Origin of the sequence: Microvirga arsenatis, from assembly GCF_009910705.1 — a bacterium.
GTDB lineage: Bacteria > Pseudomonadota > Alphaproteobacteria > Rhizobiales > Beijerinckiaceae > Microvirga > Microvirga arsenatis.
Map to the genome: position 1 here is coordinate 250,737 of NZ_JAAAXJ010000003.1, position 26,015 is coordinate 276,751.

Sequence of the window (26,015 nt, forward strand, 5' to 3'; positions counted from 1 at the left end):
ATGACATCGAGCGGACGTCATCTGTTGAAATTGTCCAATATCCGCCGTTGGATATGCTCAGAATGCGAGCCGTAAGCAGATAATTTGAGGGCCCTGGGGCGCTTTCGCCATGCAACTGACACGCCGCGCTTTGTATGATCTCGTCTGGAGCAAGCCAATGACCAAACTGGCGGCTGAGTTTCAGATCTCCGATGTCGGCTTAGCCAAGATCTGTGACCGGCACCGCGTGCCTACTCCGCCCCGAGGGTATTGGGCAAAGGTCGAGGCCAGGCAGAAGGTCAAACAGGCGCTGTTTGTGGAGGTTGACGATCCCCAGCTTGATCGCATTGAGATCAACGGTAATCTCGCTCAGCTCCCAGAGCCTGTCAGGGAGCTCGTTGTACGCCACAAAGCGGAGCGCAAGGTTTTTATTCCACTCGTCGAGTCACCTCCACCAAAAGCCACAGGCGATCTTCACCCGGCCATCCGCCTGACTGCCAAAACGTTGCGCAGCCGCTCTGCACAGGATGGTGAGGTGGCCAGGGCTTTCGGCGAAGGGCTATGCGGCGTTGAAGTGGGCATTCAGGCGATAGAGAGAACGATCACAATCCTTGACGCTCTTGCGTGTGCTCTTGCTGAAAAGGGTCTGCAGGTTGCCCCAAGTGGCAATCAGATGAGAATCATAAACAGACCCGAAAAGGTAGAGTTCACTCTCAATGAGGTGACCCGGACTGTGCCGCACGAGCCAACTGAGGCTGAACTGGCTGAGGAGGCAAGGCGGCAGAAGCGGCGGGAGCGATACTGGCGCGGTGAGATTTCATGGGACTCATCATTCCAGGGAAAGGCTTGGCCCGAGAAAGACATTCTCCGGACAGGGCGGCTATTTCTTCAGATTGAGGGCTACAATGACGGCGTCCGGCGCAAATGGGCGGACGGTAAAACCCAGACAATTGAGGTTCTCGTTCCCTCCATTGTGCACGGCTTCGAGGTTCTTATCGCCGCGCGCAAAGCTGAGCGGGATTGGCGCGAGGAACGAGAGCGCAAGTGGAAAGAGTATTGCCGCAGGAGAGAGCTCGCGAAGGCTCGCGTTAAACGCGAAGCGGACCGGGGTCCGTTCATCGACCATGTCATCGAGATCCATCGCGAGATCGCGCGTCTGCAGGCGTGGCTGGATGACAGCTGGCCAGTCGCCGAGCAGAGGCCTGGCAAGCGCTTATCGGCGCATGGTTGAATGGGTCCAAGCCGAGCTAGACAGCCTCGCCGCCAGCATTGAACCCGATGGAATTGAAAAGCAATTGGCGGAGAACAGGTTATTCCCTAACCCGGACGCTGATGAGCTCCATGATCCGCTCGGAGAGCCTGAGGAGAAATACTATTGGCAGTTCGATTGACTGCCCTAGAGGTGTCTATGGTTGGGCAGCCTCACCCATCTGGGTCGACTTGCAACGGCCCCAGTCTTCAGGACCTGTAGAGCGGGGGCGAAGATCCTGAATGATGCCTCAGGAAGGCCACCAGTCTGATCGAAGGCGGCCTAAGAGGCTTTCTCTCATGGAACGCCGCTCTTAAGCACTTCCGTCGTGGATCTCAGACAACCTTCTTGTGGATCATTATGGTCTAGGCGGAACCGTTCACGTTCTGTTTTTGTTTTCCCTTGAGCTCTGCTATACGATAGCCGAAACCTGATCCGAAACAGCGACTTTCGACATGGCTCATCAGCGTACCTTCTACGAGTTCTTCGCCGGCGGGGGCATGGCCAGGGCCGGCCTTGGGAAAACATGGCGCTGCCTGTTTGCCAATGATTTTGATGCCAAAAAGAGTCAGACGTACCAAGCTAACTGGGGCGGCGAAGAGCTCGTGACTGGCGACATCCGCGCCCTCACGACGGCGGATCTCCCGGGCGAGGCCGATCTGGCGTGGGCCTCCTTTCCCTGTCAGGATCTATCCTTAGCTGGCGCTGGAGCTGGGCTGAAGGGAGAGCGATCGGGAACTTTCTATCCGTTTTGGGACCTCATGAACGGCTTGATCGCTGAAGGGCGGGGTCCGGCGGTCATTGCTCTTGAGAACGTCTGCGGGACGCTAACCTCACACCAAGGAAAGGATTTCGGGGCGATTTGCTCCACGTATCGAGCGGCCGGGTATCGGTTCGGCGCCGTCGTCATCGACGCTGCGCTATTTGTTCCCCAGTCTCGCCCTCGGCTTTTCGTCATTGGGGTTCGCAGCGACGTGAGTGTCCCGGAGCGAGTGCAATCGGGAAAGCCTTCGTCGCTGTGGCACACCCGAGCCCTCCAGACCGCCTATAACAAGCTCAGCCCAGAATTGCAGCGAGAGTGGATTTGGTGGCGTCTTCCCGCTCCGTCCGCCCGAAAGACGGATTTTGCGGATGTGATTGAGGAGCATCCTAATGGGGTCCGCTGGCATACGCCCGAGCAAACGAATGCTCTTCTCGCAATGATGAGCTCGATTAACCTCGCTAAAGTTGAGCAGGCTAAAAGGGCTGGCCGTCGCATGGTGGGAGGGATCTACAAGCGGACTCGACCGAACGCGAGTGGCATGAAGGTCCAAAGAGCGGAGGTCCGTTTTGATGATGTGTCCGGCTGTTTGCGAACTCCGGCGGGAGGATCCAGTCGTCAGCTTATCATCATAGTTGATGGCGAAAACGTGCGCACCCGCCTGATCTCTCCGCGAGAGACCGCCCGTCTTATGGGATTGGATGACAAATACAAGCTGCCGCCGAACTACAATGAAGCCTACCATTTAACCGGCGACGGCGTGGCGGTGCCTGTGGTGCGTCACCTTGCAAAACATTTGATCGAGCCGATCTTGGCTGGCGTTCGAGAGGTTTCGCAAGCTGCATGAGCGAGAAGGATTTTGATCAATGCAGCCTGTTGCGCAGCGCAGTCGAACCGGCGCCCGGTTGGCTCTCCGCTACAACCCGTGAGGTTCAGGGCCCCACCAGGTGCCTCCAGAATGATAGGGAGGGCGTCGGCTCTCTCGCGAAATGGAAGAGGGCGGCTCAGCGCCATCCCGACAGCTCCCCGGTGACCATGCCCAGCGGACATGTTGCCTTTATTTCGCTCAAAGAGAACCCGCATGGTGCGGCGAGAGGACGTTTATGAGCCAGGATCAGGCGACGCAACTCGCCGAGTTCAATAAACAGCACATCGGCCTCTCAAAAGGGTCGCTGTCGCTCGTCCTGATTCTGACGAGAAACGCGAGGTTCAAGGATTTCCCTTTGAATCGGTCGCAGTTCATAACCCCCAGTGGAGGCCAGGTCGCAGGCCTTGGCGGCTCTGCTGTCGCTCGCATATTGAGAGATCATGGAGTCGAACGAATCCTCTCGAGTGAGGGAGGACGGACGAGCCGCGGCAACATGGAGCGCATGGAGGCTTACATCGCGCTGCTGAATGAACTTCACGCAGCCGGCAGTCTCGACCTTGAAGCTGCTGAAAGTTACTGGGTTGAACAAGCCCAGCTTTACTTCGATTCTCAACCGTTCACGTTCAAACTCGACCCTGTGAAGTCCCTGCGCGCGTGCGTTCGCGATCTTCTGCGACAAGCTGTCGAGCGGCAACGCGAGGTCAGGGGAACGATGTATGCTGGGGCCGTTATGCAGCACCTTGTTGGCGCGAAGCTTGACAGGATCGCCGACGGCAAGCTCGAGCACCATGGGTTTTCGGTCGCCGACGCGCCATCAAATCGGTCGGGCGACTTTCTGATCGGCGATGTCGCCATCCATGTGACCACAGCCCCAGGCGAGGCCCTCATTCGAAAGTGTCAGAACAACCTGGGAACAGGTCTTCGACCTCTCATCATCACGACAGACGATGGCGTGGGCGGCGCGAAGGCTCTCGCCAAACAAATCGGCCTTGAGGACAGGATCGACGTCGTAGAGATCGAACAGTTTATGGCAACGAACATCTACGAGTGGAGCGCCTTTGATCGGAATTCCCGCCCTGACACTGTTCGGAGCTTAATCGAGCGCTACAACAAGATCGTCTCAGAGTGCGAGAGCGACCCGAGCCTGCGCATTGAATTCGAGGGATAGCGATGGATCGCAGCGCCGTCATGCGCGCTGTCAAATCAAAGGACACGACGCCTGAGCTCGTGGTCCGTCAGCTCGTTCATGGGATGGGCTATCGATACAGGCTCCACGCCAAAGACCTGCCTGGGAAGCCAGACCTCGTTTTTCCCCAACGGCGGAAAGTCATATTGGTGAACGGGTGCTTCTGGCACGGCCATCATTGCAAGCGGGGAGCGCGCCAGCCGAAGGCGAATGCAGAATACTGGCGCGCCAAAGTGCAAAAAAACCGCGATCGAGACCGTAGAAATGAAAAGGCTTTGAGAGAGGCCGGATGGGAAGTGCTAACAATATGGGAGTGCCAAACAGCTGTGAGCCAACAGGAAGAGTTGAGGTCAGCGATAGCCCAATTCTTAGGTTTGCCTCGCCGCTGTACACGTCGGCTTTAGACTTTCGTCGTCCCACACGCACATAACTAAAGTCGCTCAGAACCCGTTTGTAGCACGAAATGAGCAACTTGATTTGAGGCAAGATTTTGAGTGGTGCAGCTCTCTAGAAAATTCGCCGCATCTAATCTGGCCGGATTTGGCCCTTCATAGATGACCGTTTTCGAGCGAACGCGTCAGAAGGAACAATGTCAGATTAGTCGTCAGCGCACAGGACACGTACTTCATGGTCTCTAGCCAACCCGTGATTGACTGCCGGTCACGAGGGCCCTCGATATCATCGGCGACAAATCCCTTTCGCGCAGTTTGCACAATGCGCCATCACTATCAGGCCCCAAGGTAACCCGCTTCGCCTGGCCTGAGCGCTGAACTGGAAGCCGGCGGCAAAGTAGGTCTGCCAAAGCAGCATCCTCCACAGCGCAGACGATCTGCCGACCTTCGGTCACAAGCTGGGCCGCCACTTCAGCCAAGTGGACGGTCCTGAAGTCATCGACGTGCTGTACAGGATCGTCGAGAAGGATCGAGCGCCATCGGCTCCAGGCTAGCGACGCGTTCACCGACAGAAGAAAGGCCAAGCCCGTAGCCCGCCGTTGCCCGCTCGAGAAGAGAAACTGAGGATTCAGGTTCTCGCCTACCTGCAACTTCAGGAAACGCTTCACGTCGCCCCGAATCGAATACTCGATATCACGCCAGACTGGGTGCGGGCGTAGACGGCGATAGAGTTCAGACATCAGCGGAAGGACCCGGTCCAGCCGTCGGTCAAGCGTTTCGCTGGCGGCCCGGCGCGCCGCATCGTGGATGGCGGAGGCATTCACCTCCGCTCTACGAGCGCGTCCGAACTTTTCCTGCTCCCGGGCCAGCAACGCCTTAGCCTCTACCTCGGCATGTTGGGCGCGTTCCAGCTCGCCGTTGAGACGGAGCGTTTCCAGGATCCTCAGATCCTGACGCGCGGCGCTAACTGAACTTCTGATCTCTGCCTGGCGTCCCACAAGCTCATCGAGCCCAATGGTATCGGGAATTCCAAGCATGTTCCGATCATGATCAAAGGATTGCATGAACGCGCGAATTTGCTCGGACGCCGCTTTGCTCGTAGCCACAGCACGCTCGGCGCTGGCGAGCCGAGCGTCCGCAGCCTTCACTGCTTGTTCTCGCTGCTCCTCGCGAGCGGCAGCCTCGTCCAAACGCGCCGCTATCGCTTCTGCAATTGCCATGCCCTCATTAAACTCGGCGTGCGACTGGCCCTTGGCGCAAAGGGGGCAACATCCGTCCTTCAAGCCAATAGTGCGGCCAAGGGAAATCAGCTGGATCAGATGGCGCACTTCCGATGCAAGTGCGGAGGAGGGTACAGCACCTGCGCCTTCAGCGATAAGGTTCTCCAATGCAGCCTTTGCCGCATCCCGCTCACTTCTAGCTTGTTCCTCGATGGCTTCAAGTTCCGCGAGGCGTACGCGCGCGTGGGCAGCTTCACTCCAGCGTTTCGCCAGACTTTCCAACGCGTCTGCCTGTGCATTCAGGGACGCGATGCGATCACGCACGGGTCCCATGAGCCGATCCGGCGAAGCCTGCGTGTCCGTGAAGGCCCTTAGACGGCGGATGGCCTCGAACATGACTTCGTCCGCGACGATGTTCGCCCGCACTTCATCAATACGTCGTGCTGCTTGAGAAACCGCGCTGTTGGCTGCGTTGACCGCTTCCTGGGCGGCGCTGGTCCGACGCTTCGCGGCAGCCAGGAGCTGGTGGGCCTTGGCGATCCACTCGTCGGCATCGTTAGCACCCAGGGCATCACGTAGGAGCGCGTAACGTTCCGTTTCCTTCAGGTCGAGACTGAGCCCTGCAATGTGTTCGTCACGAATGATGGAGGCTGAGCAAAGCTGCTCCAGGGGTGCGGGTGGGGCCAGCTCGCTGTCACAGAGCTGCCCGGACACGATCGCCAGCTGCTGCTGGTCCGGCTCTCCGAACTGGGTCCGGCGGATACTGGCGATCTTACCTCCGACATCGAAGCCGACGTCCACATATCGGTCCTCTGGTACAGGACCCTTGCCGGTCCACCAAATATAGTCGGCGACGGTTTGACCGGACGCTTTGGCATCTTTGTATTTGCTCAGGGTTCCGGTCAGGGCGAACTCGATCGCGTCGAAGACGGTGCTTTTTCCCACACCGTTGCGACCATCGATAATGGTGAAGCTCTCAGCAAACTCGATCCGGACTGGCTTACGGTACCCGCGGAAACCGCACACGTCTACATAGGCAAGTCTCATGGCGCTTCCTCCAGCACCTGCATGATCGCAGTTTCGTCTGCACCCGAGAAGAACGCCTCTAGGGCCCGCGGCGGCAGCTCGGTCGTGCGCAGGCGGATCTCCTCGACCATATCAACGGCGTCGAGCTTGGGAGCTGCCTGCAAAGGGAGCAACGGCAGAAGAGCCGCCCTCAGGTCGGACGTGTCGGTGATCCCAGCGCGGGCGATCTTTCGGGTCCCGACTAGGCTCTCCTCAATGGTCCCGAGAACAGTAGATTGGGCGAAGCTGGCCTCCTGGCGGGCCAGCAGTACCGTGTAGGCATTCCACGCTTTCTGACCCGCGCGGCGCAGGCCTAACTGGTGTGTCGCCACAGCGCGGTCGGCGTCGTTCTCCCAGGAAGCCGCCAATCTGGCGGGATCGTCATAGGCGAACAGGAACCCGAGGATGGTTCCGTTCTCGAAAGTCAGGAACGGCGTGTCCTCGGATGCGCTCCGGGCTGTGGCGAAGCCGTTTTCGCCAAGGATTTCCGCGCTTGCTTCAATGATGTCAATCACAGCTTCAACTCCTCGACGGCTTCGGAGCGGGTAAGCCAACGGCTCGGACTGCTCCGAATGATAGTCGGCGTCGTTCCGTCCCGCACGATGTCGGATGGCAGGGCTTGGGTCTCCGAACCGACGGCGATAACGATGTCGGGCGCGACTGCCGGTGCCGTTTCGCGCTCAAACTCGGCTTTCACGCGATGGAGCGCTTGGTTCGGCGTACGCAGGACACGGATGCGGCGCCCGTCCATCGACCAGTATGAACCGTCGGGTGTCGCGCCACCAGCCCTCAATTGGATGAGGGTCAGGCCAAGCAAGGCCTCCTGAGGAGGATCACGGTCACAGGCAGGCTTCCCTGGCCTGCGGCCCTCCAAATCGCGCCGGGCGAGCCACAGCGCGTCGTTGTCGATCTCCGGTGCCGTTAGCCAGTCATCGTCGGGAGCGTTACCTGTCGTCTCGGCATAGGCCTCCTTGCCCGACCACAGCACGCGGCGCACGAACGACTTCGAGAACTCTAAGCGCAGCCTGTCGAGGAAGTCCGATCCGGATGCGGCAACGTGGTGGAACTCGGACGTCGCCCGTTGGCCGAGCGCGTAGAGGGCAGGGGCCTTCGTCTCGAAGGTGGCGTTGTCTGCCGGATCGACCACAATGACGCGTGAGGGACGCACCGCTCCGAGCGTCCGCTCCAGAATGCCATTGAGGTAGGACCAGTCGGACCAATAGCCGACGATGACAAGGTCGCGGTCGAGAAGGTTGATTCTGAGCCATTCCTCGCTCGACGCGATGCGCCCTGCCACCGGTTCGATGGTCAGTTGCCCAGGAGCCCACACGGTGTTGTCCAGGTCTTGCGTTCGGCAGCCGTGGATTTTCAGGTAAGGGGCCGTGCCGGCCGGGAGCTTCGCGAGCTGGTGGCCGTCCATGCCCATGCCGATCTGGCCAAAGAGGAGTTGCCCGGCCGTCTCGACCATACAGTCGACATTCGTCGTGACCGCGGCTTGGATGCCGCGCACGAGCAGCAGATCGGCGACAGCATGGTGGCCAGGGTTCGGACGCCCGGCAAACGCGTTCGGGTCGATCAGAGATCGCAGGTAGACCGTTGCAAGCTCCTTCCTTTTGAAGAAGAACTCAGCCTGCTCTTCGATCCCCGCCGGGAGAGGCTCCCTGATGCCGCCATACTTCGCATCGTAGGCCTGTTTGGCCTGAGCGGCGAGCGCTGCCGCACTCGGCAGTGCGCTCGGTGGGGCCATGGATAGGCCTGCGCCACAGAGGACGGCCAAGCGGTTGTTCAGCAGGGAGTCGAGAGCAATTTCTATGCCCTCTTCGAACTCAATCCCTTTCATGAACCAAGAGCCCCCAAATAGATATTTTGTTACCAGGCAAGATTGAAAGGAGCATCTTTCTATCTACTTGGCGTTGTTTTGTGCAACACATCTTTAGACAAAGCTGTACATCCGTTAGCAGGATGACTGTCGCAATCTTAAGATTGTACGCTGACGATCGAAGTCATGTGATTGCCCGCCCAGCAAGTAAACGTATGTTTTTTAACTATTTCAATAACTTAAGTTCCATAAGATATGTTACCGGATTTTTTCTCTCTCCCATCATGAAAGTCATGATATCGCTATGGTTACAGAAGGGTGACGCGCCTAGTTGCAGCACTGATCCAACATTTTTGAAGCAGGTTGTTAGAGCTATCTCCCTTCGAGTTCAGCAGGTCGTTTGAACCCGGCTGGGCGATGCACAGTCTTTGGCCGCTCACGCGGTGTGTCAGAGGCATGCAGCGGATGGGTGCGGGCGGTGAGGTAATCGAGTGCTTGGCTGGTTGAATCCACCTGGTCATCATGGCGGCCATTCGGGAAGGCGAGCAGCTCGTCCATCCAGACGGCCAACCAGGGCGCATCCTGCGGCACGTGCACCTGTCCTGACTCGAACCGGGCAGACTGAGCGAGGAAGCGCGCTTCCTTGTCAAAGCGCGGCTTGCGCAGGATAGCCCTCCACTCCCCCGACCGGCGCAGATCCTGTGTGATCGCCCGGCCGATGTCCGTATCCTCGATGATCGTCTGATCGACCTTCCAGGTCTGGGACAGGCGCAGCACCTTCCGCCGGAGCTCCGGCACCTCGAAACGACCCCGCACCAGATCCAACAGATAGAAGTCGAGCCCCTTGGCACCCCAGACGGTGCCTACCGAGTAATCCGAGGTCTCCGACAGGGTGGACGCGGTATCCCAGCTGGCGATCACCATATCGAAGGAAGAGGGCTGCACCGCATAGCTGCGCAGCCATTCGCGTTTGACGATGTTCCCCTCCGGCGGCACCGGCGCCTGCTGGTACTGAGCCGAGAAGGTCAGCGACCCTTGCGAGCGGCGCATCTGCTCCAGGATCTCCCGCGGCTCACGAGCGGCATGCAGCACCTCGCCGGCGCGCCTGAGATATACATCATCCGGGTCATCACTGAGCTGATAGGCCCGCTCCTCCGTTTCGATCGCCGGGATCGAGACGACTTCCCAGTCGCCTTTGGCCAGCACATGCCCGACCAGATCATCCTGGTGCAGGCGCTGCATGATGATCACGATCGCACCTGTACGCTTGTCGTTCAGACGCGTGTAGAGGGTGTTGTCGAAGGCCTCGTTCACCCGCCGGCGCTCCTTCTCGGACAGAGCATCAGTCGCCTTGATCGGATCATCAATGACGATGAGATCCGCGCCGCGGCCCAGGATCGAGCCGCTTATGCCGGCGGCATAGCGGTAGCCCTGCTGAGTCGTGACCAGCTCGGTGTTGCGCGGACGTTTGGAGGCGAGCTGCATCTGCGGGAAGAGCTCCCGGTACCAGGGGCTGTCGATCACGGTGCGGGTGTCGACCGAGAGTTTGCGGGCAAGATCGTCCGCATAGGAGGCACAGATGATCCGCCGGGTTGGATCCCGGCCCAGCACCCAGGCGGTGAAGCCGACCGAGACGGTGATCGACTTCATCGAACGGGGCGGGACGTTGATGATCAGCCGGCGCAACTCGCCCCGGGCGACCCGGGTCAGCTGCCAGCACAGGTGCTCAATGTGCCAGTTGTGCTGGTAGGGTGTCCCGGGCTCCAGCGTCGCAAAGACCTTGTGGCTGAAGGCGGACAAATCCTGCCGCAGCAGAGCCCGCAGGAGGCGTGCACGGTCAGTCATGATCCTGGCCCTCCTCAGCGAGGCCGTCATTGTCTGAGCGTCGGATCACGTTTGATGCGTCGTGCCGCCGGGATGGACCGAGCACCCGCTCCAGGAGAACAAGATCCTCCTCCGGCAACTCGTCCGGGCGCTTGACCTCATGACCAGCATGCCGTTCGTAGCGGTCAAGCAGGCTGTCAATCGCCCGCAGCTGCCCGCGCAGGGCATCCTGAGCCTGACGCAGGATGATAGCCTCAAGAAGCGGCACCCTGCGCTTGCGGCCATTCTCAGTGAGCTCAATCTCGCTCTCCAGCACAGCTGTCATGATGGTCTTGAGATTGACGCTGCCCTTCTTGCGGCCGCCTGGGTTGCCGGACTGACCCGGCTTGAACTGGCTGGAACGCGGTGGCTTGCCCCGGCCAACCTCATAGGCGGCCGGAGCACTCGTGGTTTTCTTCGTAGCCATGGCACATCACCTCACGCCGCACGCGATGAGCGCTGCCGGATCCTGACCGCCTGAGCGGCATCGCTCTGCGAGCCCTGCTCAGGGCCGATCTGCCGATCAGGTGATGACGTGCGCAGCTCAGCCATTTCGGCAAAGGTCAGCCCGGTCTCAGCATGGCGGGCGAGCTCACCGGACCACTGCTCCCAGCGACGGACACCTACATCGACGTAGTGCGGATCGAGTTCCACGGCATAGCCACGCCGTCCGACCTTGGCACAGGCGATGATGGTTGTGCCCGAGCCGGAGAAGGCATCGAGCACGATGTCATTGCGGCTGGTCACATCCCGGATGGCATCGGCAATCATCCGCACATTCTTCGGAGTGGGGTGCAGTTCCAGCTCCTTGCGCAGGCTTGCAGCACCTGGATAATCCCACACGTTGGTCCGGTTGCGTCCGAACTTGCCCAGCTGCACGTGGTTGGCCCCGGGCTTCTTCGGGTCCTTGAAGACAAAAACCATTTCGTGCTGGGAGCGATAGAGTGAACCCATGGCGCCAGAGCCTTTGTTCCAGATGCAAAGGTTCTTCAGCTCCAGGCCGGCCGCCTGTCCGGCTGACAGCATCTCACTCATATGGCGCCAGTCCATGAAGCAGAACTGGTACCCACCCGGGATGAGGAAGGCGGAGCTTGCCTGCAGGAAAGCGCTCAGGAAGGGGGTGAAGGCCTCGCCCAGCTCGCCCGCGCCCATGACAAACTCTTTATGCCGGCCCGGCTTAGCCACATGGCCGGAGATCGGCACGTCATAGGGAGCATCATGGATGCCCATGGCAGCCTGCTCATCTCCCAGAAGTTTGACATAGGTAGCTTCATCCCGGGCATCGCCGCAGATCAGGCGATGCTCACCAAGAAGCCAGAGGTCACCAAGCTGCGACACGGGAGTCTCAGTGATGTCGCCAGGCAGACGATCATCAGGGTCGCGATCAGGGGCCTGCTCCTGGCGCTCGATGAGCTGATCGATCTCAGGCGAGGCAAAGCCCGTAATGGTGAGATCGAAGTCCAGATCAAGCGTGAGATCAAGCTCAAGCAGCTCCTTGAACTCAAGCGCCAGGAGTTCCTGGTTCCAGCCGGACTGTTCCGCCAGGCGGTTGAGGGCGATGCGCAGAGTGCGCTTCTGGGCTTCATCAAGGTGGGTGAGGCGCACCACCGGGACGGAGCTGTAGCCAGCCTTGCGGGCAGCCTCGAAGATTCCGTGCCCGCCGACTATCTCGCCGTCAGCATCAATCAGGATTGGCTGCACGAAGCCAAAGGCCTGGATGGAGGCTGCGAGTTGCTCGATGTGAGCCAGAGAATGGGTACGCAGCGCGTGCTTGTAGGCTTTGACGCTTTCGATCGGCACATACTCGACCGCGAGCTTCAGGTCACGGTAGAGAGCCTTCACCTTGTGGCTGGCAGGGTAAGCGGCGGCCCCTGAGTTCAGGGCCGAGACAGAATTAGCGGTTGGTTCGCGCATGGCGACGTTCCTTTGAACAATAGAGGCCAACCCCGCTGCCGAGACGCTTCGACAACGATCACCATGAGATCAGTCGATCTCGAGAAGTGGTTCGGTTCGACATGAACCGAGGGCTGTCCGCGAATTGCTCCCGAGGGAAACTGCCGCTGAACGATTCAAGAGATAAGCCAGCGATGAACTTTGGTCAAGCTATTGGAAAGAAAGTGACTTTTTACAAAGAGAGTATCCATGGCTAATCGCACGGCGGTCGTCAGGACCTCATGGCTCATGAGGGATAGGATTCGATTTTCCCTGCAGATTTCCCTCAAAGCAGTGAAAAGGGCAGGGGAGACCGGTTCGTACCCGACTGCCTGCACCACCAAATTCTCCAAGAGCTTGGTGAAGTTGCGGCAGGTTTCGCTAGAGCCTGGCAACCTTATAGCTGCCACAAGCGCAATCTTGATTTCAATCCAAGCAATGGTGGCGTCTGGACGTGCGGCAGAAGACAGAGTTCGAGAAGCGCTCGCCAAAGTATACGACGAGCCTTTCTGATGTACCTTCCGAGGAGCGAATGAAGAGCGTTCAGAACGCGTGCTCGTAGCGCCCTCGCAGACCGAATCGGCGCGGTATTGGAAACACCGCGCCGATATTTCTTGCCTTGTACCCTGCCGTTAAAGCGCGGACATACGGCTCATGAGGCGGCATAGGGCCTGCATGTCGGCATCGTAGCTTTCCGGCGCGGCAGACACCATGGCGCAGCTGCGCCGCAGCTTCAGGCGTTCATCCTCGGACATGTTGCGGATTTCCGCCCGGAGGCGCTCGGCCTCGGGTGGATTGCTTGGCCGGTTGGGATTGAGGCCGCCTGTGGCAGGCGGGTTGCTAACGCCAGGACGCGACGGGTTGGCTGTCCCGCCCCCGACGACCCCGCCACCAGGGGGTCTGGTTCCGCCACTGCCGATCCCCACACCGATGCCAACCTCAACACCGTTCGAGCCGCCGACGTTCGCCCCAAGTCCGGCATTGACGCCCCTCGAGCCGCCAATGCTTGCACCGCCTCCGGCTCCGACGCCGTCGGAGCCGCCGACATTCACACCCGCACCGGCATTCACCCCCGAAGATCCACCCACGCTCGCGCCGAGACCGGCACTGACACCTGAGGCGCCGCCGACATTGGCGCCCGCGCCAGCATTGGTGCCGTGAGAACCTCCGATACTTGCCCCTGCGCCGGCCGAAACGCCGTTCGATCCACCAATGCTGGCGCCGCCTCCTGCGGACACGCCTCTGTCGCCGCCAATATTTGCGCCAACACCGGCTCCGGTGCCGCGCTCACCGCCGAGACCAGCCCCGACTCCGGCCGAGATGCCTCCTTCTCCGCCGATACTGACGCCAACGCCGAGGTCGCGGGATAGGGCCGGATCCGGGGCCAGAAATGTAACCAGGAGAACTGCCGCGCCAATCACCGAAGCCCCACGGCCGAGGCTGACCAAATGTCCATGCGCATCCATTGCTCTGCTCCTTCGGAGGTACCCCTTCGGGGCTCCTGCGAAAAGACGCAGCCATGTGGAAATAAGTTCCACTCCTGAAGACAAACATCTCAGATCTGGACCGTGATTTACTTGCTATCCCAAGTCATTATCGAGGGGAATAAGTAAACTTCAATGTGCCGAATAGAATTACATAGCAAGTAGCTAAAAGACGGATCAGAGTCCGCACAATGCCTGCAGCCAGCCCTCCTTGGCTTTGCTGCCTTCCTGTCAGGGGAGGGCAAGCCTCGGCTCCGCCTCACAGCGCGAGCGGAAGCACTCAGGGGCGTCGATGTCGAAGATGCGAATACGCTCGACCCGACGTCGATGGTGTCGCCGTCGACTGTCTCGGTTTTGACCGTATACATCAGTGAGGAACCCAGGAACATGGCGAGCGTCAACAAGGCTGCCTTAACGGCAATCGCACCTTGCTCGGCGCATCGACGGTTCGCTCCCGATGCTGATCTCGGAAGCGGAGTTGCTCAGGTGTAGGGCGGTAGCTGGCCTGTGCGTAATAGTCGGAACAAGGAATTTCCCTTTCCCGTCAATGCGGGAACGAAAAGGAAATTTGCCGAAATCGGCCTTGAAAGTACCACGTTCGCAGTCGCCCGTAATCAGCGGGTCCGAGGCTCAGGTCCTTGTGCAACCACCAATTCTTCCCTGACGACCAATAGCTTAGAGTAGACAGGCCGGCTCAGGTGTGGGCTTGGATGCCCGTCCACCTCAACTCACGCGCTTCTGCGGTCGTGCACTGGGAGCTTCGCCGCGAAGGCGAGATGGGTCTCGGCTCCTAGGTTCGGAGAAGCGCCGCACTATAACCAGCGTGTCTTCGCCGATCCATCCAAGGAGCAGCCATGAGGCTAGCCGCTGCGGCGCGGTGGATTTCAGGCATAGCGCTGGTCGTTCTGTCCATTCTCGCAATTCGCGCTGGGCTCCCCCGGATGGCGGATGGCGGCTTGTGGGATTTCGGCTCCTTCGTCGAATCCGGTCGGGCCGCCCGCGCGGGGTCGAACCCGTACGGCGTCTATCCGCTGACCCTTCATGTTCAGCTGCCGGGCTTCGAATCGTGGAACCCGAACCTCAATCCTCCGATCTCGGCCTTGATATTCCAGCTCTTCGACGTGGCCGATCCGCGTGCGGTGCTCCGGGTCTGGCGGTGGATATCCATCCTGTTCTATGGAGCGGCGGTTCTTCTGTTGCTACGCCGCTTCCAGGGGCCGCAGGCGCCGGTCATCGCCGTATGGGCTTTTGCTCTGGCCGGGTTCTGGGACACGCTCCTCCTCGGCCAGATCTACCTGCCCCTTGTCTTCGCAACGGTACTGGCCTGGCTTCTGCTCGAGCGAGAAGAGAGCTTGTGGGCTGGCGTCCTTATCGGGTTCGTTGTTGCGATCAAACCGAATTTCCTGGTCTGGCCGGCGCTTCTGTTCCTGTCCGGCCACCGTCCCGTGGCTCTCGCGGCCGCGGGCACGGCCGCCGTGATCAGCGCCGTGCCTCTCGCGGTCTATGGACCGGAGATCTATCACCAATGGCTCGAACTCGTCGTGTCCGACCGCGAGCGGGCCTTCTTTCTTACGAATGCATCCTTTGCAGGGCTGGCCGCACGAGCGGGCGTTCCGGCTCTGGGAATTTTCCTGGGACTTGGGCTCCTGGCGGGCCTTGCCGCGTGGGCCTATTGGCGACGTCCCAATGTCGTCTCCGTCAGTGGCATGGCACTTCTCGCAGCGCTCCTCGCGTCGCCTCTCGGATGGGTTCACTATACCCTGTTCCTGCTCCCCGTTCTCCTGACCCATTGGCATCGGCCCGCCATTCGTGTGGTTGCGCTCCTGCTCATCATTCCCGTGCCCTTCGTCATCGACCAGTTCACCAAGACGACCTGGATTCAGTTCACAATCGGCTCCGTTTATGCGTGGGCGCTGGTGCTGTGCCTTGCCGATCTCATTGCCGTCGAGTGGCGTCAGAATAGGCAGGATGAAACGGAAAACGAGGCGAGCGGTCGGAGCAGCCTTCTCTCGAGGATCCGGAAATCGCCTCCTGCAGCGTGAGCCGTCCTCATGCCTCCTCAAAGGCTGGATGGAACTCCCGGTTCACCCTGTTGGCTGGAGGGTGTTCTGCGCACATAGACCTTCCAGTCCGCTGTCTCCTGCGCAAGATCGAAATGCTCCTCGACGTAATCGGAGTAGAGCCTGCGAAGCCCCTCCGCCGTTGAGACCTCGATCGGCCATTTCGGATCCATGACCACATGCGCCGTGCGGAAAAGTTCGTCGGCGGGAAGGTAGTTCTCTTCGTTGACCGTACGGCCCCAATGGTACCAGGTGCTGTCTCCTTGCGGAGGATGAAGACCCAAGCCTGCGGAAAATGGGCTTACGAAATCGAGAACGACAACCCTGCTGTTCCCGAGTTCGAGGCCTTCGATAGCTCGTGCGCCATCTTCCAGGCTCGCAAGATAGCGGTTGAAGAGTTGGAAATCCCTCTCACTCCGCAGCTGCACGAGCCGGATGCCCTTGAAGTTCGGCAAAGGCACGGGCTGTCCCTGGTTCGTACTGGCAAGCCTGGCATGAAGGCCGAGGGCTGCGGCATTGTGAATGGCGGCCGGCAGCAGGAAAGCAAGCAGAGCGAGCTGCACCCCAACGGTGAGGAGGCGTCGATGCCTCTCGCTGGTCGTTTCGCCGGTGCGAGCCATGAGTTCCGCAGCCGCGGCGGCTCCAACGGGGAGGCTGAAAATTCCCCAGCTCTGATAGTTCTGGATGATGAGCATGAAGCCTGCGCCCGCGCAGAACGCCAGGAAAAGAAAGTCGCGAATGCTCCGCGTGCGCCAGAGCAGAAGAGCCGAGAAGAGGGTGAACAGCGCGAAGTCGGCAAGACTCCTGAGGAGCGTTCCGGCCAGGGCCTCGATCGAGGACACCTTGCCGCTGACGCCTCCGGCGAGGAGCAGATCCTTGAGATGCCCAGCCGTTCCGCCCCAGACGGCTTCAATCATCAGCCCTATGGCAAGCACGGAAGCGATGGCTGTCGCCGCCCACTTCCATTGGCGGGGATCGAGCAGCATCAGGACCAGGAAGCCTGCTCCGACGATCCCATAGCTGATCTTCATATACAGCATCAGGATCACAAGGAATGCGGCAGAGCCCGCATCGAGCAGGATCTGATACGGGCTCTGCCGTGCCGGCCGCACGTACATCATCAGCAGGAAGCCGAGTGCAACCCAGCCGATGCGGTTGTAGAACATGGCGAAGGAGAGGGCCTCTATGCCCTCGCCTGGATTGATCGGAACGGCCGCGATCAGGAACAGGAAAGCAGCAAGGGGAATTGCAATCGCCGGCCTGAGGCGCGAACTGAGGATGTGAGCGGCGACCGGGGCGAGAGCTGCGATGACGAGGGCCACGCCCACCGGCATCGCAGCGCCGAAGCTGCCTGAAAGCCAGTACCCGGCGGCCGGCGCATAATAGACCAGCGGCCCAAGAGCGGTGTGGAAGTCTCGGTTTGGAACTTGACCCGCGCTGATGCGGTGAACGCCGTCCAGGAAAATGAACAGATCGTTGAGGTATTTGGTCGTGACGGTTTCGCCCGGGAGAGCGAGCAGTAGCGCGCAGGCCATGGCTATAGCCATGACCAACCCTGCTACGGAGGCCCGGCTCTCAGTTGGCATCCTCATTGTCGAGTTCCATCCCCAGCGCCAACACTGAAGAGGTCGACCGGTTCCTTCCAGCCTCGCATCGCCATCGGCCACCACAGGTCCCGATCAGAGTTTCAAACGCTTGAAGAGGGGCTCCGGAATGAAGCGGATCGCCATCATCACGGGCCGCCAGAGACGGCGAACGTAGATCACGTCGCCTCTGCCCCTCTCCGCAGCCTCATAGATGGCAGCTCCCACTTCCTGCGGCTCGGCCGTCAGCAGCGGTGGGAGCTTCATGCCAGCGGTCATTTGTGTGCGCACAAAGCCCGGCTTGACCGTCACGACCCGGATGCCCTCCGGAGCCAGGCGATTGCGGAGGCCTGACAGGAAGGCCGTAAAGCCAGCCTTGGCCGCTCCGTAGAGATAGTTCGAGGCGCGCCCTCGATCTCCAGCAACCGAACTCACGCCGACGATCGCCCCCGACCGCCGCTCAAGGAACCGCTCGGCCAGAATGCCGAGAAGCAGCGCAGGCCCTTCGAAGTTAGTGCGCAGGAGGAGGCGGGCATGGTCGGGGTCGCTTTGCGCCCGCACCTGGTCGCCAAGCTCCCCCACGACGCAGACCGCTGTGTCGGGCTGGTGGGGCAGCTTGTCGAGAAAGGAGGTAAAGCTTTCCGTTTCGAGGATGTCGAGCCTGTGGACCGTCACCTCGGCTCCGGTGCGGGCGGCAATATCCTCGCCATTCCGCTGCGCCTCCTCGTCGTTGCGGGCGGCCAGCATCACGCGCCAGCCCTCCTGAGCATACCGTAAGGCTGTCGCTCGCCCGATATCCGAGGTGCCGCCGATCAGAAGAAGTGTTCTGGTGGTCATCAGATACCGAGCCGCGTTGACAGATGAGAGGATATCTTGCCGGGCGCCCCGATCGCCTGTCTGACATCCTTGAAGCGGGCAAGTCCGGGATAGCCGGCCTCGAAGGTGGCGGGCGACTGGCGTGCATCCTTGGCGAGATAGAGCCGTCCCCCGGCTTCGACAACCAATCGGTCGAGGTCGTCGAGCAATGCGAAAGCGGAATCGCTCACCGGCAGGTCGAGGGTGAGGGTGAAACCCTCGAGGGGAAAGGAAAGATCACCGTGGCCGGGGCCGAGCTGCTTCAGAACCGCGAGGAAGGAGGGTGTGCCACGCCGGGAAATGCGATCGAGGATCTCGGCCAGAACGGCCGGCGCATGATCTGTCGGAACCACACATTGATGCTGGAGAAAGCCGCACCGACCGTAGATCCGGTTCCAATTGCCGATGCTGTCCAGGGGAAAGAAGTAGGGATCCCACGGCACGAGATGCGGGTAGTCCGCCTTCACGGCTCCGGCGCGGAAGTACAATTCGTTGAAGGCGGAGACCGACAGCCGGTTGAGCGTCAAGGAGGGGAGGTCGAACGGAATGAGCAGCCGCCCGAGTTTTGCAGAAGGAAAGGTGGGGGTCCCTGGACGAAGCGCATCCAGATCGTGCAGGGTCGCATGCTCGGCCGCAAAGATCAGGGAGCGCCCGAGCGCCTTTCCGCGCGCCAGGCAGTCGACCCAGGCGACGGAATAGGTTGAGGCACTGGAATCCCGCAGCGCCTTCATGGCCTCCTCCAGGTCCGAGGCCACATGGATTGTCTGGCGCATCCAGCCGGTTTCGATGGGGCGGAGCGTGAAGGCAGCCTCGATGATGGTGCCGGTCAACCCCATGCCGCCAATCGTGGCCGTGAACAGCTCGGGGTTTTCGCCGCGGGAGCATGAAACGACGCGCCCATCAGGCAGGGCCAGCGTGAATGCCTCAACATGGTCGCCGAAGCCGCCATCCCGGTGATGGTTCTTGCCATGGACATCCGCCGCGATCATGCCGCCGATGGTGACGAACTTCGTTCCCGGCACAACGGGTGGAAAGAACCCTCTCGGAACAACGACGTCCAGAAGATCGGACAGCAGGACGCCCGCTTCCACACGCACCCGGCCCGATGCCCTGTCGAAGGCCCGGATGCGGTTGAGGCCTCGTGCGCAGAGCGTGATCCGCTCACCGATGGCGGCATCGCCATAGGAACGGCCGTTCCCCCGAGCCACAAAGCCGGAATTCGAGGCCATAAGCGAGGGCAGGTCGGCCGGCGATGCCGCCGTGATCAGCTCGGAGGCATGGCGAGGATAACGGCCCCAGCCGGTGAGGGGGGTCATGCACGCCGCTCCTTGAACACGAAGGTTCGGTCGAGGATGAACTTGGCGACATAGCCTATGGCAAGGCCGATGACCGCCCCGGAGTACTTCGCGAAATCTGTGCCCCAGATCATCCAGAAGGCTACCTCGAAGCCCCAGAAGATAAGGGTCGTGAGGATGCTGAAGGCACCATAGAGCGAGATCTTCTGAACCTCGTCCCGGTAACCGCTGTAGTCGTCTGCGAAGACCCACTTCTTGTCGAGCAGGTATTTGAGAAGGAACCCCGCCACCGTTCCCATGAGAATGGACAACGGCAAGGCCGCCACGGGAGCCGCCCGAATAACGATCTCCTGCGTCACGAGATTGGCCAGCGTGGCCACGACGGCGAAAAGCCCGTACCGGACGAACATCATTGCTTCAGCTCTCCGGACGCAATGTAGGGCGGGCTTTGGGCAAAGCCTAGCTGCCGTTCCGGCATACAAGGAACCATGGCCTAGATTGCTGCGAAAATCAGCAGGGCTGTCGCGGCAATCGTCGCTAGGCTGACCTTGTCCTTCATGGCGAACACCACAGGATCGTCATCCATCTGGCGCCGGCCCGCCAGCATCATGGCGCGGGCGATCCAGTACATCAGGAGGGGACCTACAAGCCAAAGCAGCTGAGGGCGGGTGTAGAGCTGGTTCACGTCATCGCTGGCGATGTAAAGCGTGAACACCGTTACGGCATTGAGACCCGCTGCCGCCGCCAGGGCGGCGACGATGTCGAGATCGCTGAGCTTGTAGTCCCGGCTTGTCGGATCGGGCAGGCTTGCATCCCGTCGCGCTGCCAGCTCCACGTAGCGTTTGATGAGAGCCAGCGACATGAAGATCATCATGCAGAAGGCCAGGAGCCATTCGGAGACAGCGATGCCCGTGGCGACCGCGCCGCTGATCACGCGGATCGAGTAAAGGCCTGCCAGGGTGAGGACATCCACGATCATGATGCGCTTGAGCGCGAATGAATAAGCCGTGGTGAGAGCGAAGTAGCCGAGCAGCACACCGAGGAACGTCAAGGAGACGGCGGCACTCAACGCCACTGCTCCCAGGAAGAGGAGCGGAATGGCAATAACCCCATGCATGAGAGGAATGGCGCCGCTTGCGAGAGGGCGCCTGCATTTGGTGCGGTGCCCTCGGTCGTCCTTCAGGTCGACCAGGTCATTCAGGATATAGACGCTCGATGCGCACAGCGAGAAGGCGAAGAAGGCCAGAATAGCCTGGAGCACGGCCTCTGGGGTGAAGACATGCGCCGTCAGGAGCGGCAGGAAGACGAGAGCATTCTTTGCGTACTGATGGACACGGAGCATCCTGAGCCAGGTGCGCCAAGTGACGCGTTGGAATGGCAGATGCTCGACATCAAGTCCGGTTCGGATGAGTCTTCTGCGTACGCCGTAGGGCGCACGGATCGCATATGCCTTCGCCGCTTTGCTCCATACGGCCACGTCGGCGGCATCGTTGCCGACATAGTCGAAACCGCGCTCCCCGAACGCCTCGACGAGCTGATGAGCCTTTCGGGCGCCAGCGAGATTGGTGGTTTCATCCGAGGCGAACCAGCCGGTAAACTCCCCCAGATGCTGGGCAATGCTCTCAACCAAGCGCCGGTGGCTTGCCGAGGCGAGGTAGACCGGACGTCCCTCTGCCCTGGCGCGGCGGATCAGGGCAAGAACCTCCGGATCATACGGCAGGGTGCTGGGATCGAAATCCGCCGGTTCTGCCAGACGATGCTTGAGAGCCGCCTTTCCCCGGGAGAGGGCAGTTAGCATCTCATACAGGGAGTGCGGACGCCGGCCCAGTTCGGCAAAGGCAGTTTCGATGAGCAGGTCGGAGGCGATCAACGTGCCGTCCAGATCGACCACCAGCGGGCGGCCGGGACCGGCTGGGGGTGTTTCGACGACAATGGTCGTCCAATGGCTGTCATCTCGTTCGTATGTGCGGTTTTCCGCCTCATCGCGGCCGAGAGAGGAACTGTTACGGCGCGCCCCTTGCGATTTCACCTCGAACGACGACAATAGAAACACTCCGCCTCAAGGAGAACATCCCGGTAGTCCACGCAAACGGTCAAGCTGAAAAGCGAAGGGACGAACCCGGCGCAGACGCGGCGTCACAACGATCGGTGACGCTCGGCAGTTTCACCTTTGTCGTCCAACTTTTCCGATCACTAGCGTAACGCTTGAGAGACTTCGTCTCCGACCGCGCATCAACACTGGCAGCAAGGGCATCGGCCGATGCTGGTACATAAGGAACAGCCCACTAACGGCTTAGTCTGCAAAAAGTTGCAAGATGCCATTGCTGCGGTGACACGCTCATCGTGACATCGGACACGCTTGCCTCGATTGAGAATTCTTCCCGAGGTTTATTTCTGAGATCCCGGGGTGGACAGCGCTTCCTGATTGGCGCTTTGCGGAAATGGGAGGGAAGGTGCAGGGGACGCACCTTCCCTCGAATGGCTACTTCGGCTCCTGGGTGCCGGCAGCCTTGCGGCGTGCGGCACGGCGAGAGAGCATGTTGAGCCCCTCGATCAGGGCCGAGAACGCCATCGCCGCATAGATATAGCCCTTCGGAACATGGGCGCCGAAGCCTTCGGCGATCAGGGTCATGCCGATCATCAGGAGGAAGCCCAGCGCCAGCATCACGACCGTCGGGTTGTTGTTGATGAACTGGGCCAGCGGATTGGCCGCCGCCAGCATCACCGTCACGGCTGCGACGACTGCAATCACCATGATCATGACCACATCCGTCATCCCGACCGCCGTGATGATGCTGTCGAGGGAGAATACGAGATCGAGCAGGAGGATTTGGGTGATCGCCGCCCCGAACGTCATGGTGGCCTTCGTCGTGTCGAACATGTCGTCGGTGGGGGTGGAATCGACGTTATGATGAATCTCTTTGGTGGCTTTCCAGACCAGGAACAGGCCGCCGCCGATCAGGATCAGGTCGCGCCAGGAGAAGGCATGACCGAAAAGGGTAAAGATCGGCTCCGTCAGGGTCACGATGATGGCGATGGTGCCGAGCAGGCCCAGGCGCAGGATCAGGGCCAGCGCAATGCCGATACGCCGGGCCTTGGAGCGCTGGTGCTCAGGCAGCTTGTTGGTCAGGATCGAGATGAAGATCAGGTTGTCGATGCCGAGCACCACCTCCATCACGACGAGGGTCGCGAGGGCCGCCAGGGCTGTCGGATCGGATAGCCAGGTAAAGTCCATTCAAGATTCCTTTCAACTCTCGACATCGAGATATCCTATTTCATCCTCTGGCAAAGCCGAGAACGAGTCAGCTTGGCCGTGCCCCCCTATTTGTGACGTCCGCCGCCATTCTGAAAGGTGGCGGCTCCCGTCCTTGATGCTCTCCTGCCGCTTGGCCATGCTTTCCTGCGGTACCCGGCATTCTGCGGTCTTTGCCTCGCGCCAGGAGCGAGTTCTTCCGATGATGGCAGTGATCTTCGAGGTGTGGCCCGCGAGCGGATGCAAGGAGGACTACCTGAGGCTTGCCGCTGCCCTGCGGGCCGAGGTGGAGCAGATCGACGGGTTCATCTCGGTCGAGCGGTTCGAGAGCCTCTACGAGGAGGGCAAGCTCCTCTCGCTTCAGTTCTGGCGCGATGAGGAGGCGATCCGGCAATGACGCAGCCACCTCCAGCATCGGCAGGCGCAGGCGCTGGGCCGGCGCGAGCTGTTTGCCGACTACCGCCTGCGGATCGCAGAGGCGGTGCGGGATTACGGCCCCCAGGACCGGGTGCAGGCTCCCGGATCGCTCGACTTGGTGTGAGCCCCGGAGCGGCGGGACAAGCCTTCAGGCCGCCGTCGGCGCAGCCGCTGCCCGCAGGAGCATGCCGAAGAGGTCGCGCGGCTCGTCCGGATCGGCGAGGAGGTCGAGTTCCTCGTAGAGACCTGTCTGCTCGATCTGTCGCTTGACGTAGCGCAGGGCCGAAAAGTCCTCGATGGCAAATCCCACGGAATCGAAGAGGGTGATCTGCCGCTCGCCGGTGCGCCCGGGTTCCAGGCCGGCAATCACCCGCCACAGCTCCTTGACCGGGTAATCCGGAGGGAGCTGCTGGATCTCGCCTTCGATCCGGGTCTGCGGCGGGTATTCCACGAAAATGTCGGATCGCTTCAGGATATCGGCATGCAGCTCGGTCTTGCCCGGGCAGTCGCCGCCGACCGCGTTGATGTGAATTCCCGAGCCGACCATGTTGTCCGTCAGGATCGTCGCGTTCTGCTTGTCGGCAGTAACCGTGGTGACGATCTGAACGCCCTCCATCGCCTCCTCGATGGAGTTGCAGACCGTTATGCCGAATCCCATGCCGGCAAGGTTGCGGACGCATTTCGTGCTGGCGGAACGGTCGATATCGTACAGGCGCAAGGTGTCCACGCCCAGGAGGGCCTTGAAGGCAAGAGCCTGGAACTCCGCCTGCGCCCCATTGCCGATGATGGCCATGGAGCGGGCGCCCTTCGGGGCCAGGTGCTTGGCCGCAACGGCCGACGTGGCAGCGGTGCGCAGGGCCGTGAGGATGGTCATCTCGGTCAGGAGAACGGGATAGCCGGTTCCCACATCGGCCAGCACCCCGAAGGCCGTCACGGTCTGTCGCCCTTCGCGGGTGTTCTTGGGGTGGCCGTTCACGTATTTGAAGCCATAGACCTCGCCGTCGCTGGTCGGCATGAGCTCGATCACCCCCTCGCGGCTGTGGGAGGCGACCCGCGGCGTCTTGTCGAACGATTCCCAACGTCGGAAATCGGCCTCGATGCACTCGGCAAGCTCCAGCAGGAAGCGCTCCACGCCGATGGCGAGGACGAGCTTCATCATGTGGTCCACGCTGACGAAGGGGACGATGTTCAGTTTCGGGATCATGGCTCAGGGTGTCTTCGGGGTATGGCGGTAGCTCTGCGTGGGGCGGTCGAGCACGCGCCGGCCCATGAGGCTTGAAACGAGATCGACCATCAGCAAGGCCGTCCGACCCCGCTCGTCGAGGAAGGGGTTGAGCTCGACCAGATCGATGCTTCTCACCAGACCGCTGTCGTGCAGCATCTCCATGATGAGATGCGCCTCACGGAAGGTTGCGCCGCCGGGAACGGTGGTGCCGACGCCGGGCGCGATGCCCGGATCGAGAAAATCGACATCGAGGCTCACGTGGAGAATCCCGTCCACAGCGGCGACGCGTTCGAGGAAGGCGCCGAGAAGAGGCGCGATGCCGTTCTCGTCGATGGCGCGCATGTCATGGACCGTCACGCCGGATGTCGACAGGGCGGCGCGTTCCGCAGGGTCGACGCTGCGGATGCCCATCATGCAGACGTTCCGCGGGTTGATAGGCGCTGCCACGGGCGGAAAGTAGCCCTCGAACCCTTCGAGGCCCGTGGCATAGGCCATGGGGATCCCATGGAGGTTGCCGCTCGTCGTGGTCTCGAGGGTGTGGAAATCCGGGTGGGAGTCGAGCCAGAGAACGAAGAACTCCCGGCCTTCCTCGGCGGCCCGGCGGGCGAGCCCCGTCATGGAGCCCGCCGAGAGGCTGTGATCGCCGCCGATGAAGATCGGAATGCCATCTCCGCTCGCCTCATAGGCAGCCTTGGCGATAGATTCGGTCCAGGCCACCGTCTCAGGCAGGGCCCTGATGGCGCGGTTCGGGTGGTGCAGGTCGCGAAGCGGTGCGGGTGCGATGTTGCCGCGGTCCTCGACGGCATAGCCCAGGTTGCGCAACTCAGGCACCAGACCGGCGGTCCGGAATGCGCTTGGCCCCATGTCGCAGCCGAGCCGCCCGGCGCCCTCCTGCACGGGCGCACCGAGGATGATGCACGCGGTCGATCCCATTCTTCGTCTCCTTGAGCAATCGCCAAGCTACCGAGGGCTTCCGGCGTATTGAACAGATTAAATTGACAAACGGAGCAAGATACCTGATCAAAATGGCAAGTTATGCGTTTCATTCTGGCTTGCCATGGACGATCTCGACCAACGGCTGATCACGCTCCTCCGACATAACGGCCGGCGGAGCGTCTCGGACCTCGCCTTGGAACTTCGCGTTTCGCGCGCCACCGTCCGAGCCCGGATGGAGCGCTTGGAGCGCTCCGGGGATATCGTCGGCTATACGGTGATCCTGCGGGCCGATGCGGTTGCCCTGCCCGTGCGCGGGATCATGCTGATCGAGGTGGAGGGCAGGGCCGGGGACCGGGTCGTCGACGCGCTCGGCGGCTTCCCGGAGGTGAGCGCCATTCACACCACCAACGGGAAATGGGACCTCGTCGTCGAACTGGGGGCGAGCAACCTGTCCGACTTCGACGCCATCCTGCGGCGTGTCCGCCTGATCCCCGGCGTCATTGCCTCGGAAACGAACCTCCTGCTGGCGACGCCGCGAAGCACGCGCGCCCGGCTGTAGGGCGCGTTCATGCCG

The 26,015-nt window shown here is 61.0% G+C and carries 22 protein-coding genes and 1 pseudogene; 8 read left to right on the forward strand and 15 right to left on the reverse strand.

Annotated elements, in window-relative coordinates; all coding sequences use genetic code 11:
• Window positions 1-109 precede the first annotated feature (109 nt).
• The 5 genes from GR303_RS07400 (at window position 110) to GR303_RS07420 (ending at window position 4,446) form a co-directional block, all read left to right on the forward strand.
• A complete protein-coding gene (locus GR303_RS07400; protein WP_161722573.1) occupies window positions 110-1,210 on the forward strand; it encodes a hypothetical protein in 1,101 nt (366 codons plus the stop codon).
• Window positions 1,203-1,370 (forward strand): hypothetical protein, encoded by a 168-nt coding sequence (locus GR303_RS07405; RefSeq protein WP_161722572.1) that lies wholly within the window; start codon window positions 1,203-1,205, stop codon window positions 1,368-1,370. The genes GR303_RS07400 and GR303_RS07405 overlap by 8 nt, the downstream gene beginning before the upstream one ends.
• A gap of 313 nt (window positions 1,371-1,683) precedes the next feature.
• Window positions 1,684-2,835, forward strand: a complete 1,152-nt coding sequence (locus GR303_RS07410; protein WP_161722571.1) for a DNA cytosine methyltransferase — start codon at window positions 1,684-1,686, stop codon at window positions 2,833-2,835.
• Between the two features lie 256 nt (window positions 2,836-3,091).
• The gene (locus GR303_RS07415) at window positions 3,092-4,024 is read left to right on the forward strand and encodes a DUF4928 family protein (protein WP_161722570.1); all 933 of its coding nucleotides are present in this window, start codon (window positions 3,092-3,094) and stop codon (window positions 4,022-4,024) included.
• A 2-nt stretch (window positions 4,025-4,026) separates the two neighbouring features.
• Window positions 4,027-4,446, forward strand: coding sequence for a very short patch repair endonuclease (locus GR303_RS07420; RefSeq protein WP_161722569.1), 420 nt, complete (start codon window positions 4,027-4,029; stop codon window positions 4,444-4,446).
• Between the two features lie 230 nt (window positions 4,447-4,676).
• On the opposite strand, the gene GR303_RS07425 is transcribed toward GR303_RS07420, so the two are convergent.
• From GR303_RS07425 to GR303_RS07455, 7 genes are all read right to left on the reverse strand, one after another.
• Complete coding sequence (locus GR303_RS07425) at window positions 4,677-6,701, reverse strand: AAA family ATPase (RefSeq protein ID WP_161722568.1); 2,025 nt, start codon at window positions 6,699-6,701, stop codon at window positions 4,677-4,679.
• Entirely contained in the window at window positions 6,698-7,234 is a 537-nt protein-coding gene (locus tag GR303_RS07430) for a hypothetical protein (RefSeq protein ID WP_161722567.1), read from the reverse strand. The genes GR303_RS07425 and GR303_RS07430 overlap by 4 nt, the downstream gene beginning before the upstream one ends.
• Window positions 7,231-8,559 (reverse strand): SIR2 family protein, encoded by a 1,329-nt coding sequence (locus GR303_RS07435; protein ID WP_161722566.1) that lies wholly within the window; start codon window positions 8,557-8,559, stop codon window positions 7,231-7,233. Before GR303_RS07435 ends, GR303_RS07430 begins: the two co-directional genes overlap by 4 nt.
• 351 nt (window positions 8,560-8,910) lie before the next feature.
• Window positions 8,911-10,383: a phage terminase large subunit gene (terL, locus tag GR303_RS07440; protein ID WP_161722565.1), complete on the reverse strand. Its 1,473-nt coding sequence runs from the start codon at window positions 10,381-10,383 to the stop codon at window positions 8,911-8,913.
• Window positions 10,376-10,828, reverse strand: a complete 453-nt coding sequence (locus GR303_RS07445; protein ID WP_161722564.1) for a DUF5681 domain-containing protein — start codon at window positions 10,826-10,828, stop codon at window positions 10,376-10,378. The genes terL and GR303_RS07445 overlap by 8 nt, the downstream gene beginning before the upstream one ends.
• An 11-nt stretch (window positions 10,829-10,839) precedes the next feature.
• Complete coding sequence (locus tag GR303_RS07450) at window positions 10,840-12,315, reverse strand: site-specific DNA-methyltransferase (RefSeq protein ID WP_161722563.1); 1,476 nt, start codon at window positions 12,313-12,315, stop codon at window positions 10,840-10,842.
• Between the two features lie 650 nt (window positions 12,316-12,965).
• A complete protein-coding gene (locus GR303_RS07455; protein ID WP_161722562.1) occupies window positions 12,966-13,799 on the reverse strand; it encodes a hypothetical protein in 834 nt (277 codons plus the stop codon).
• An 872-nt stretch (window positions 13,800-14,671) separates the two neighbouring features.
• On the opposite strand from GR303_RS07455, the gene GR303_RS07460 reads away from it, so the two are divergent.
• On the forward strand, window positions 14,672-15,859 hold the full coding sequence (locus tag GR303_RS07460) for a glycosyltransferase family 87 protein (protein ID WP_161722561.1): 1,188 nt from the start codon (window positions 14,672-14,674) through the stop codon (window positions 15,857-15,859).
• Window positions 15,860-15,876: 17 nt separating this feature from the next.
• Here GR303_RS07460 and GR303_RS07465 read toward each other — a convergent pair whose 3' ends face one another.
• The 6 genes from GR303_RS07465 to GR303_RS07490 all read right to left on the reverse strand — a co-directional run bounded on the left by GR303_RS07465 (window position 15,877) and on the right by GR303_RS07490 (window position 22,845).
• Entirely contained in the window at window positions 15,877-17,424 is a 1,548-nt protein-coding gene (locus tag GR303_RS07465; protein ID WP_161722560.1) for a hypothetical protein, read from the reverse strand.
• A 132-nt stretch (window positions 17,425-17,556) separates the two neighbouring features.
• Window positions 17,557-18,297, reverse strand: a complete 741-nt coding sequence (locus GR303_RS07470) for an SDR family oxidoreductase (protein WP_161722559.1) — start codon at window positions 18,295-18,297, stop codon at window positions 17,557-17,559.
• Window positions 18,297-19,631 (reverse strand): FAD-binding protein, encoded by a 1,335-nt coding sequence (locus GR303_RS07475; RefSeq protein ID WP_161722558.1) that lies wholly within the window; start codon window positions 19,629-19,631, stop codon window positions 18,297-18,299. The genes GR303_RS07470 and GR303_RS07475 overlap by 1 nt, the downstream gene beginning before the upstream one ends.
• Window positions 19,628-20,023, reverse strand: coding sequence for a GtrA family protein (locus GR303_RS07480; RefSeq protein ID WP_161722557.1), 396 nt, complete (start codon window positions 20,021-20,023; stop codon window positions 19,628-19,630). Before GR303_RS07480 ends, GR303_RS07475 begins: the two co-directional genes overlap by 4 nt.
• An 80-nt stretch (window positions 20,024-20,103) precedes the next feature.
• Window positions 20,104-21,654, reverse strand: a complete 1,551-nt coding sequence (locus tag GR303_RS07485) for a UbiA family prenyltransferase (protein WP_201751941.1) — start codon at window positions 21,652-21,654, stop codon at window positions 20,104-20,106.
• Window positions 21,655-22,092: 438 nt separating this feature from the next.
• Entirely contained in the window at window positions 22,093-22,845 is a 753-nt protein-coding gene (locus tag GR303_RS07490) for a TerC family protein (RefSeq protein ID WP_161722556.1), read from the reverse strand.
• A gap of 220 nt (window positions 22,846-23,065) precedes the next feature.
• On the opposite strand from GR303_RS07490, the pseudogene GR303_RS07495 reads away from it, so the two are divergent.
• Window positions 23,066-23,404, forward strand: a pseudogene (locus tag GR303_RS07495) (antibiotic biosynthesis monooxygenase family protein).
• Between the two features lie 24 nt (window positions 23,405-23,428).
• On the opposite strand, the gene GR303_RS07500 reads toward GR303_RS07495, so the two are convergent.
• Window positions 23,429-24,484 carry an ornithine cyclodeaminase gene (locus GR303_RS07500; protein ID WP_161722555.1) on the reverse strand — a complete coding sequence of 352 codons (1,056 nt, stop codon included), beginning with the start codon at window positions 24,482-24,484 and terminating at the stop codon, window positions 23,429-23,431.
• A 3-nt stretch (window positions 24,485-24,487) separates the two neighbouring features.
• On the reverse strand, window positions 24,488-25,438 hold the full coding sequence (rocF, locus tag GR303_RS07505; protein ID WP_161722554.1) for an arginase: 951 nt from the start codon (window positions 25,436-25,438) through the stop codon (window positions 24,488-24,490).
• A gap of 124 nt (window positions 25,439-25,562) precedes the next feature.
• On the opposite strand from rocF, the gene GR303_RS07510 reads away from it, so the two are divergent.
• The gene (locus tag GR303_RS07510; protein ID WP_161722553.1) at window positions 25,563-26,000 is read left to right on the forward strand and encodes an Lrp/AsnC family transcriptional regulator; all 438 of its coding nucleotides are present in this window, start codon (window positions 25,563-25,565) and stop codon (window positions 25,998-26,000) included.
• The last annotated feature ends 15 nt before the right edge of the window (window positions 26,001-26,015 follow it).

Bases quoted from the DNA above. Each gene is read 5' to 3' on its own strand.
- GR303_RS07445 (WP_161722564.1), bottom strand. From the start codon at position 10,828: ATGGCTACGAAGAAAACCACGAGTGCTCCGGCCGCCTATGAGGTTGGC.
- GR303_RS07450 (WP_161722563.1), bottom strand. From the start codon at position 12,315: ATGCGCGAACCAACCGCTAATTCTGTCTCGGCCCTGAACTCAGGGGCC.
- GR303_RS07510 (WP_161722553.1), top strand. From the start codon at position 25,563: ATGGACGATCTCGACCAACGGCTGATCACGCTCCTCCGACATAACGGC.
- GR303_RS07460 (WP_161722561.1), top strand. From the start codon at position 14,672: ATGAGGCTAGCCGCTGCGGCGCGGTGGATTTCAGGCATAGCGCTGGTC.
- GR303_RS07405 (WP_161722572.1), top strand. From the start codon at position 1,203: ATGGTTGAATGGGTCCAAGCCGAGCTAGACAGCCTCGCCGCCAGCATT.
- terL (WP_161722565.1), bottom strand. From the start codon at position 10,383: ATGACTGACCGTGCACGCCTCCTGCGGGCTCTGCTGCGGCAGGATTTG.
- GR303_RS07500 (WP_161722555.1), bottom strand. From the start codon at position 24,484: ATGATCCCGAAACTGAACATCGTCCCCTTCGTCAGCGTGGACCACATG.
- GR303_RS07490 (WP_161722556.1), bottom strand. From the start codon at position 22,845: ATGGACTTTACCTGGCTATCCGATCCGACAGCCCTGGCGGCCCTCGCG.
- GR303_RS07475 (WP_161722558.1), bottom strand. From the start codon at position 19,631: ATGACCCCCCTCACCGGCTGGGGCCGTTATCCTCGCCATGCCTCCGAG.
- GR303_RS07400 (WP_161722573.1), top strand. From the start codon at position 110: ATGCAACTGACACGCCGCGCTTTGTATGATCTCGTCTGGAGCAAGCCA.
- GR303_RS07420 (WP_161722569.1), top strand. From the start codon at position 4,027: ATGGATCGCAGCGCCGTCATGCGCGCTGTCAAATCAAAGGACACGACG.
- rocF (WP_161722554.1), bottom strand. From the start codon at position 25,438: ATGGGATCGACCGCGTGCATCATCCTCGGTGCGCCCGTGCAGGAGGGC.
- GR303_RS07480 (WP_161722557.1), bottom strand. From the start codon at position 20,023: ATGATGTTCGTCCGGTACGGGCTTTTCGCCGTCGTGGCCACGCTGGCC.
- GR303_RS07415 (WP_161722570.1), top strand. From the start codon at position 3,092: ATGAGCCAGGATCAGGCGACGCAACTCGCCGAGTTCAATAAACAGCAC.
- GR303_RS07465 (WP_161722560.1), bottom strand. From the start codon at position 17,424: ATGGCTATAGCCATGGCCTGCGCGCTACTGCTCGCTCTCCCGGGCGAA.
- GR303_RS07435 (WP_161722566.1), bottom strand. From the start codon at position 8,559: ATGAAAGGGATTGAGTTCGAAGAGGGCATAGAAATTGCTCTCGACTCC.
- GR303_RS07455 (WP_161722562.1), bottom strand. From the start codon at position 13,799: ATGGATGCGCATGGACATTTGGTCAGCCTCGGCCGTGGGGCTTCGGTG.
- GR303_RS07425 (WP_161722568.1), bottom strand. From the start codon at position 6,701: ATGAGACTTGCCTATGTAGACGTGTGCGGTTTCCGCGGGTACCGTAAG.
- GR303_RS07470 (WP_161722559.1), bottom strand. From the start codon at position 18,297: ATGACCACCAGAACACTTCTTCTGATCGGCGGCACCTCGGATATCGGG.
- GR303_RS07410 (WP_161722571.1), top strand. From the start codon at position 1,684: ATGGCTCATCAGCGTACCTTCTACGAGTTCTTCGCCGGCGGGGGCATG.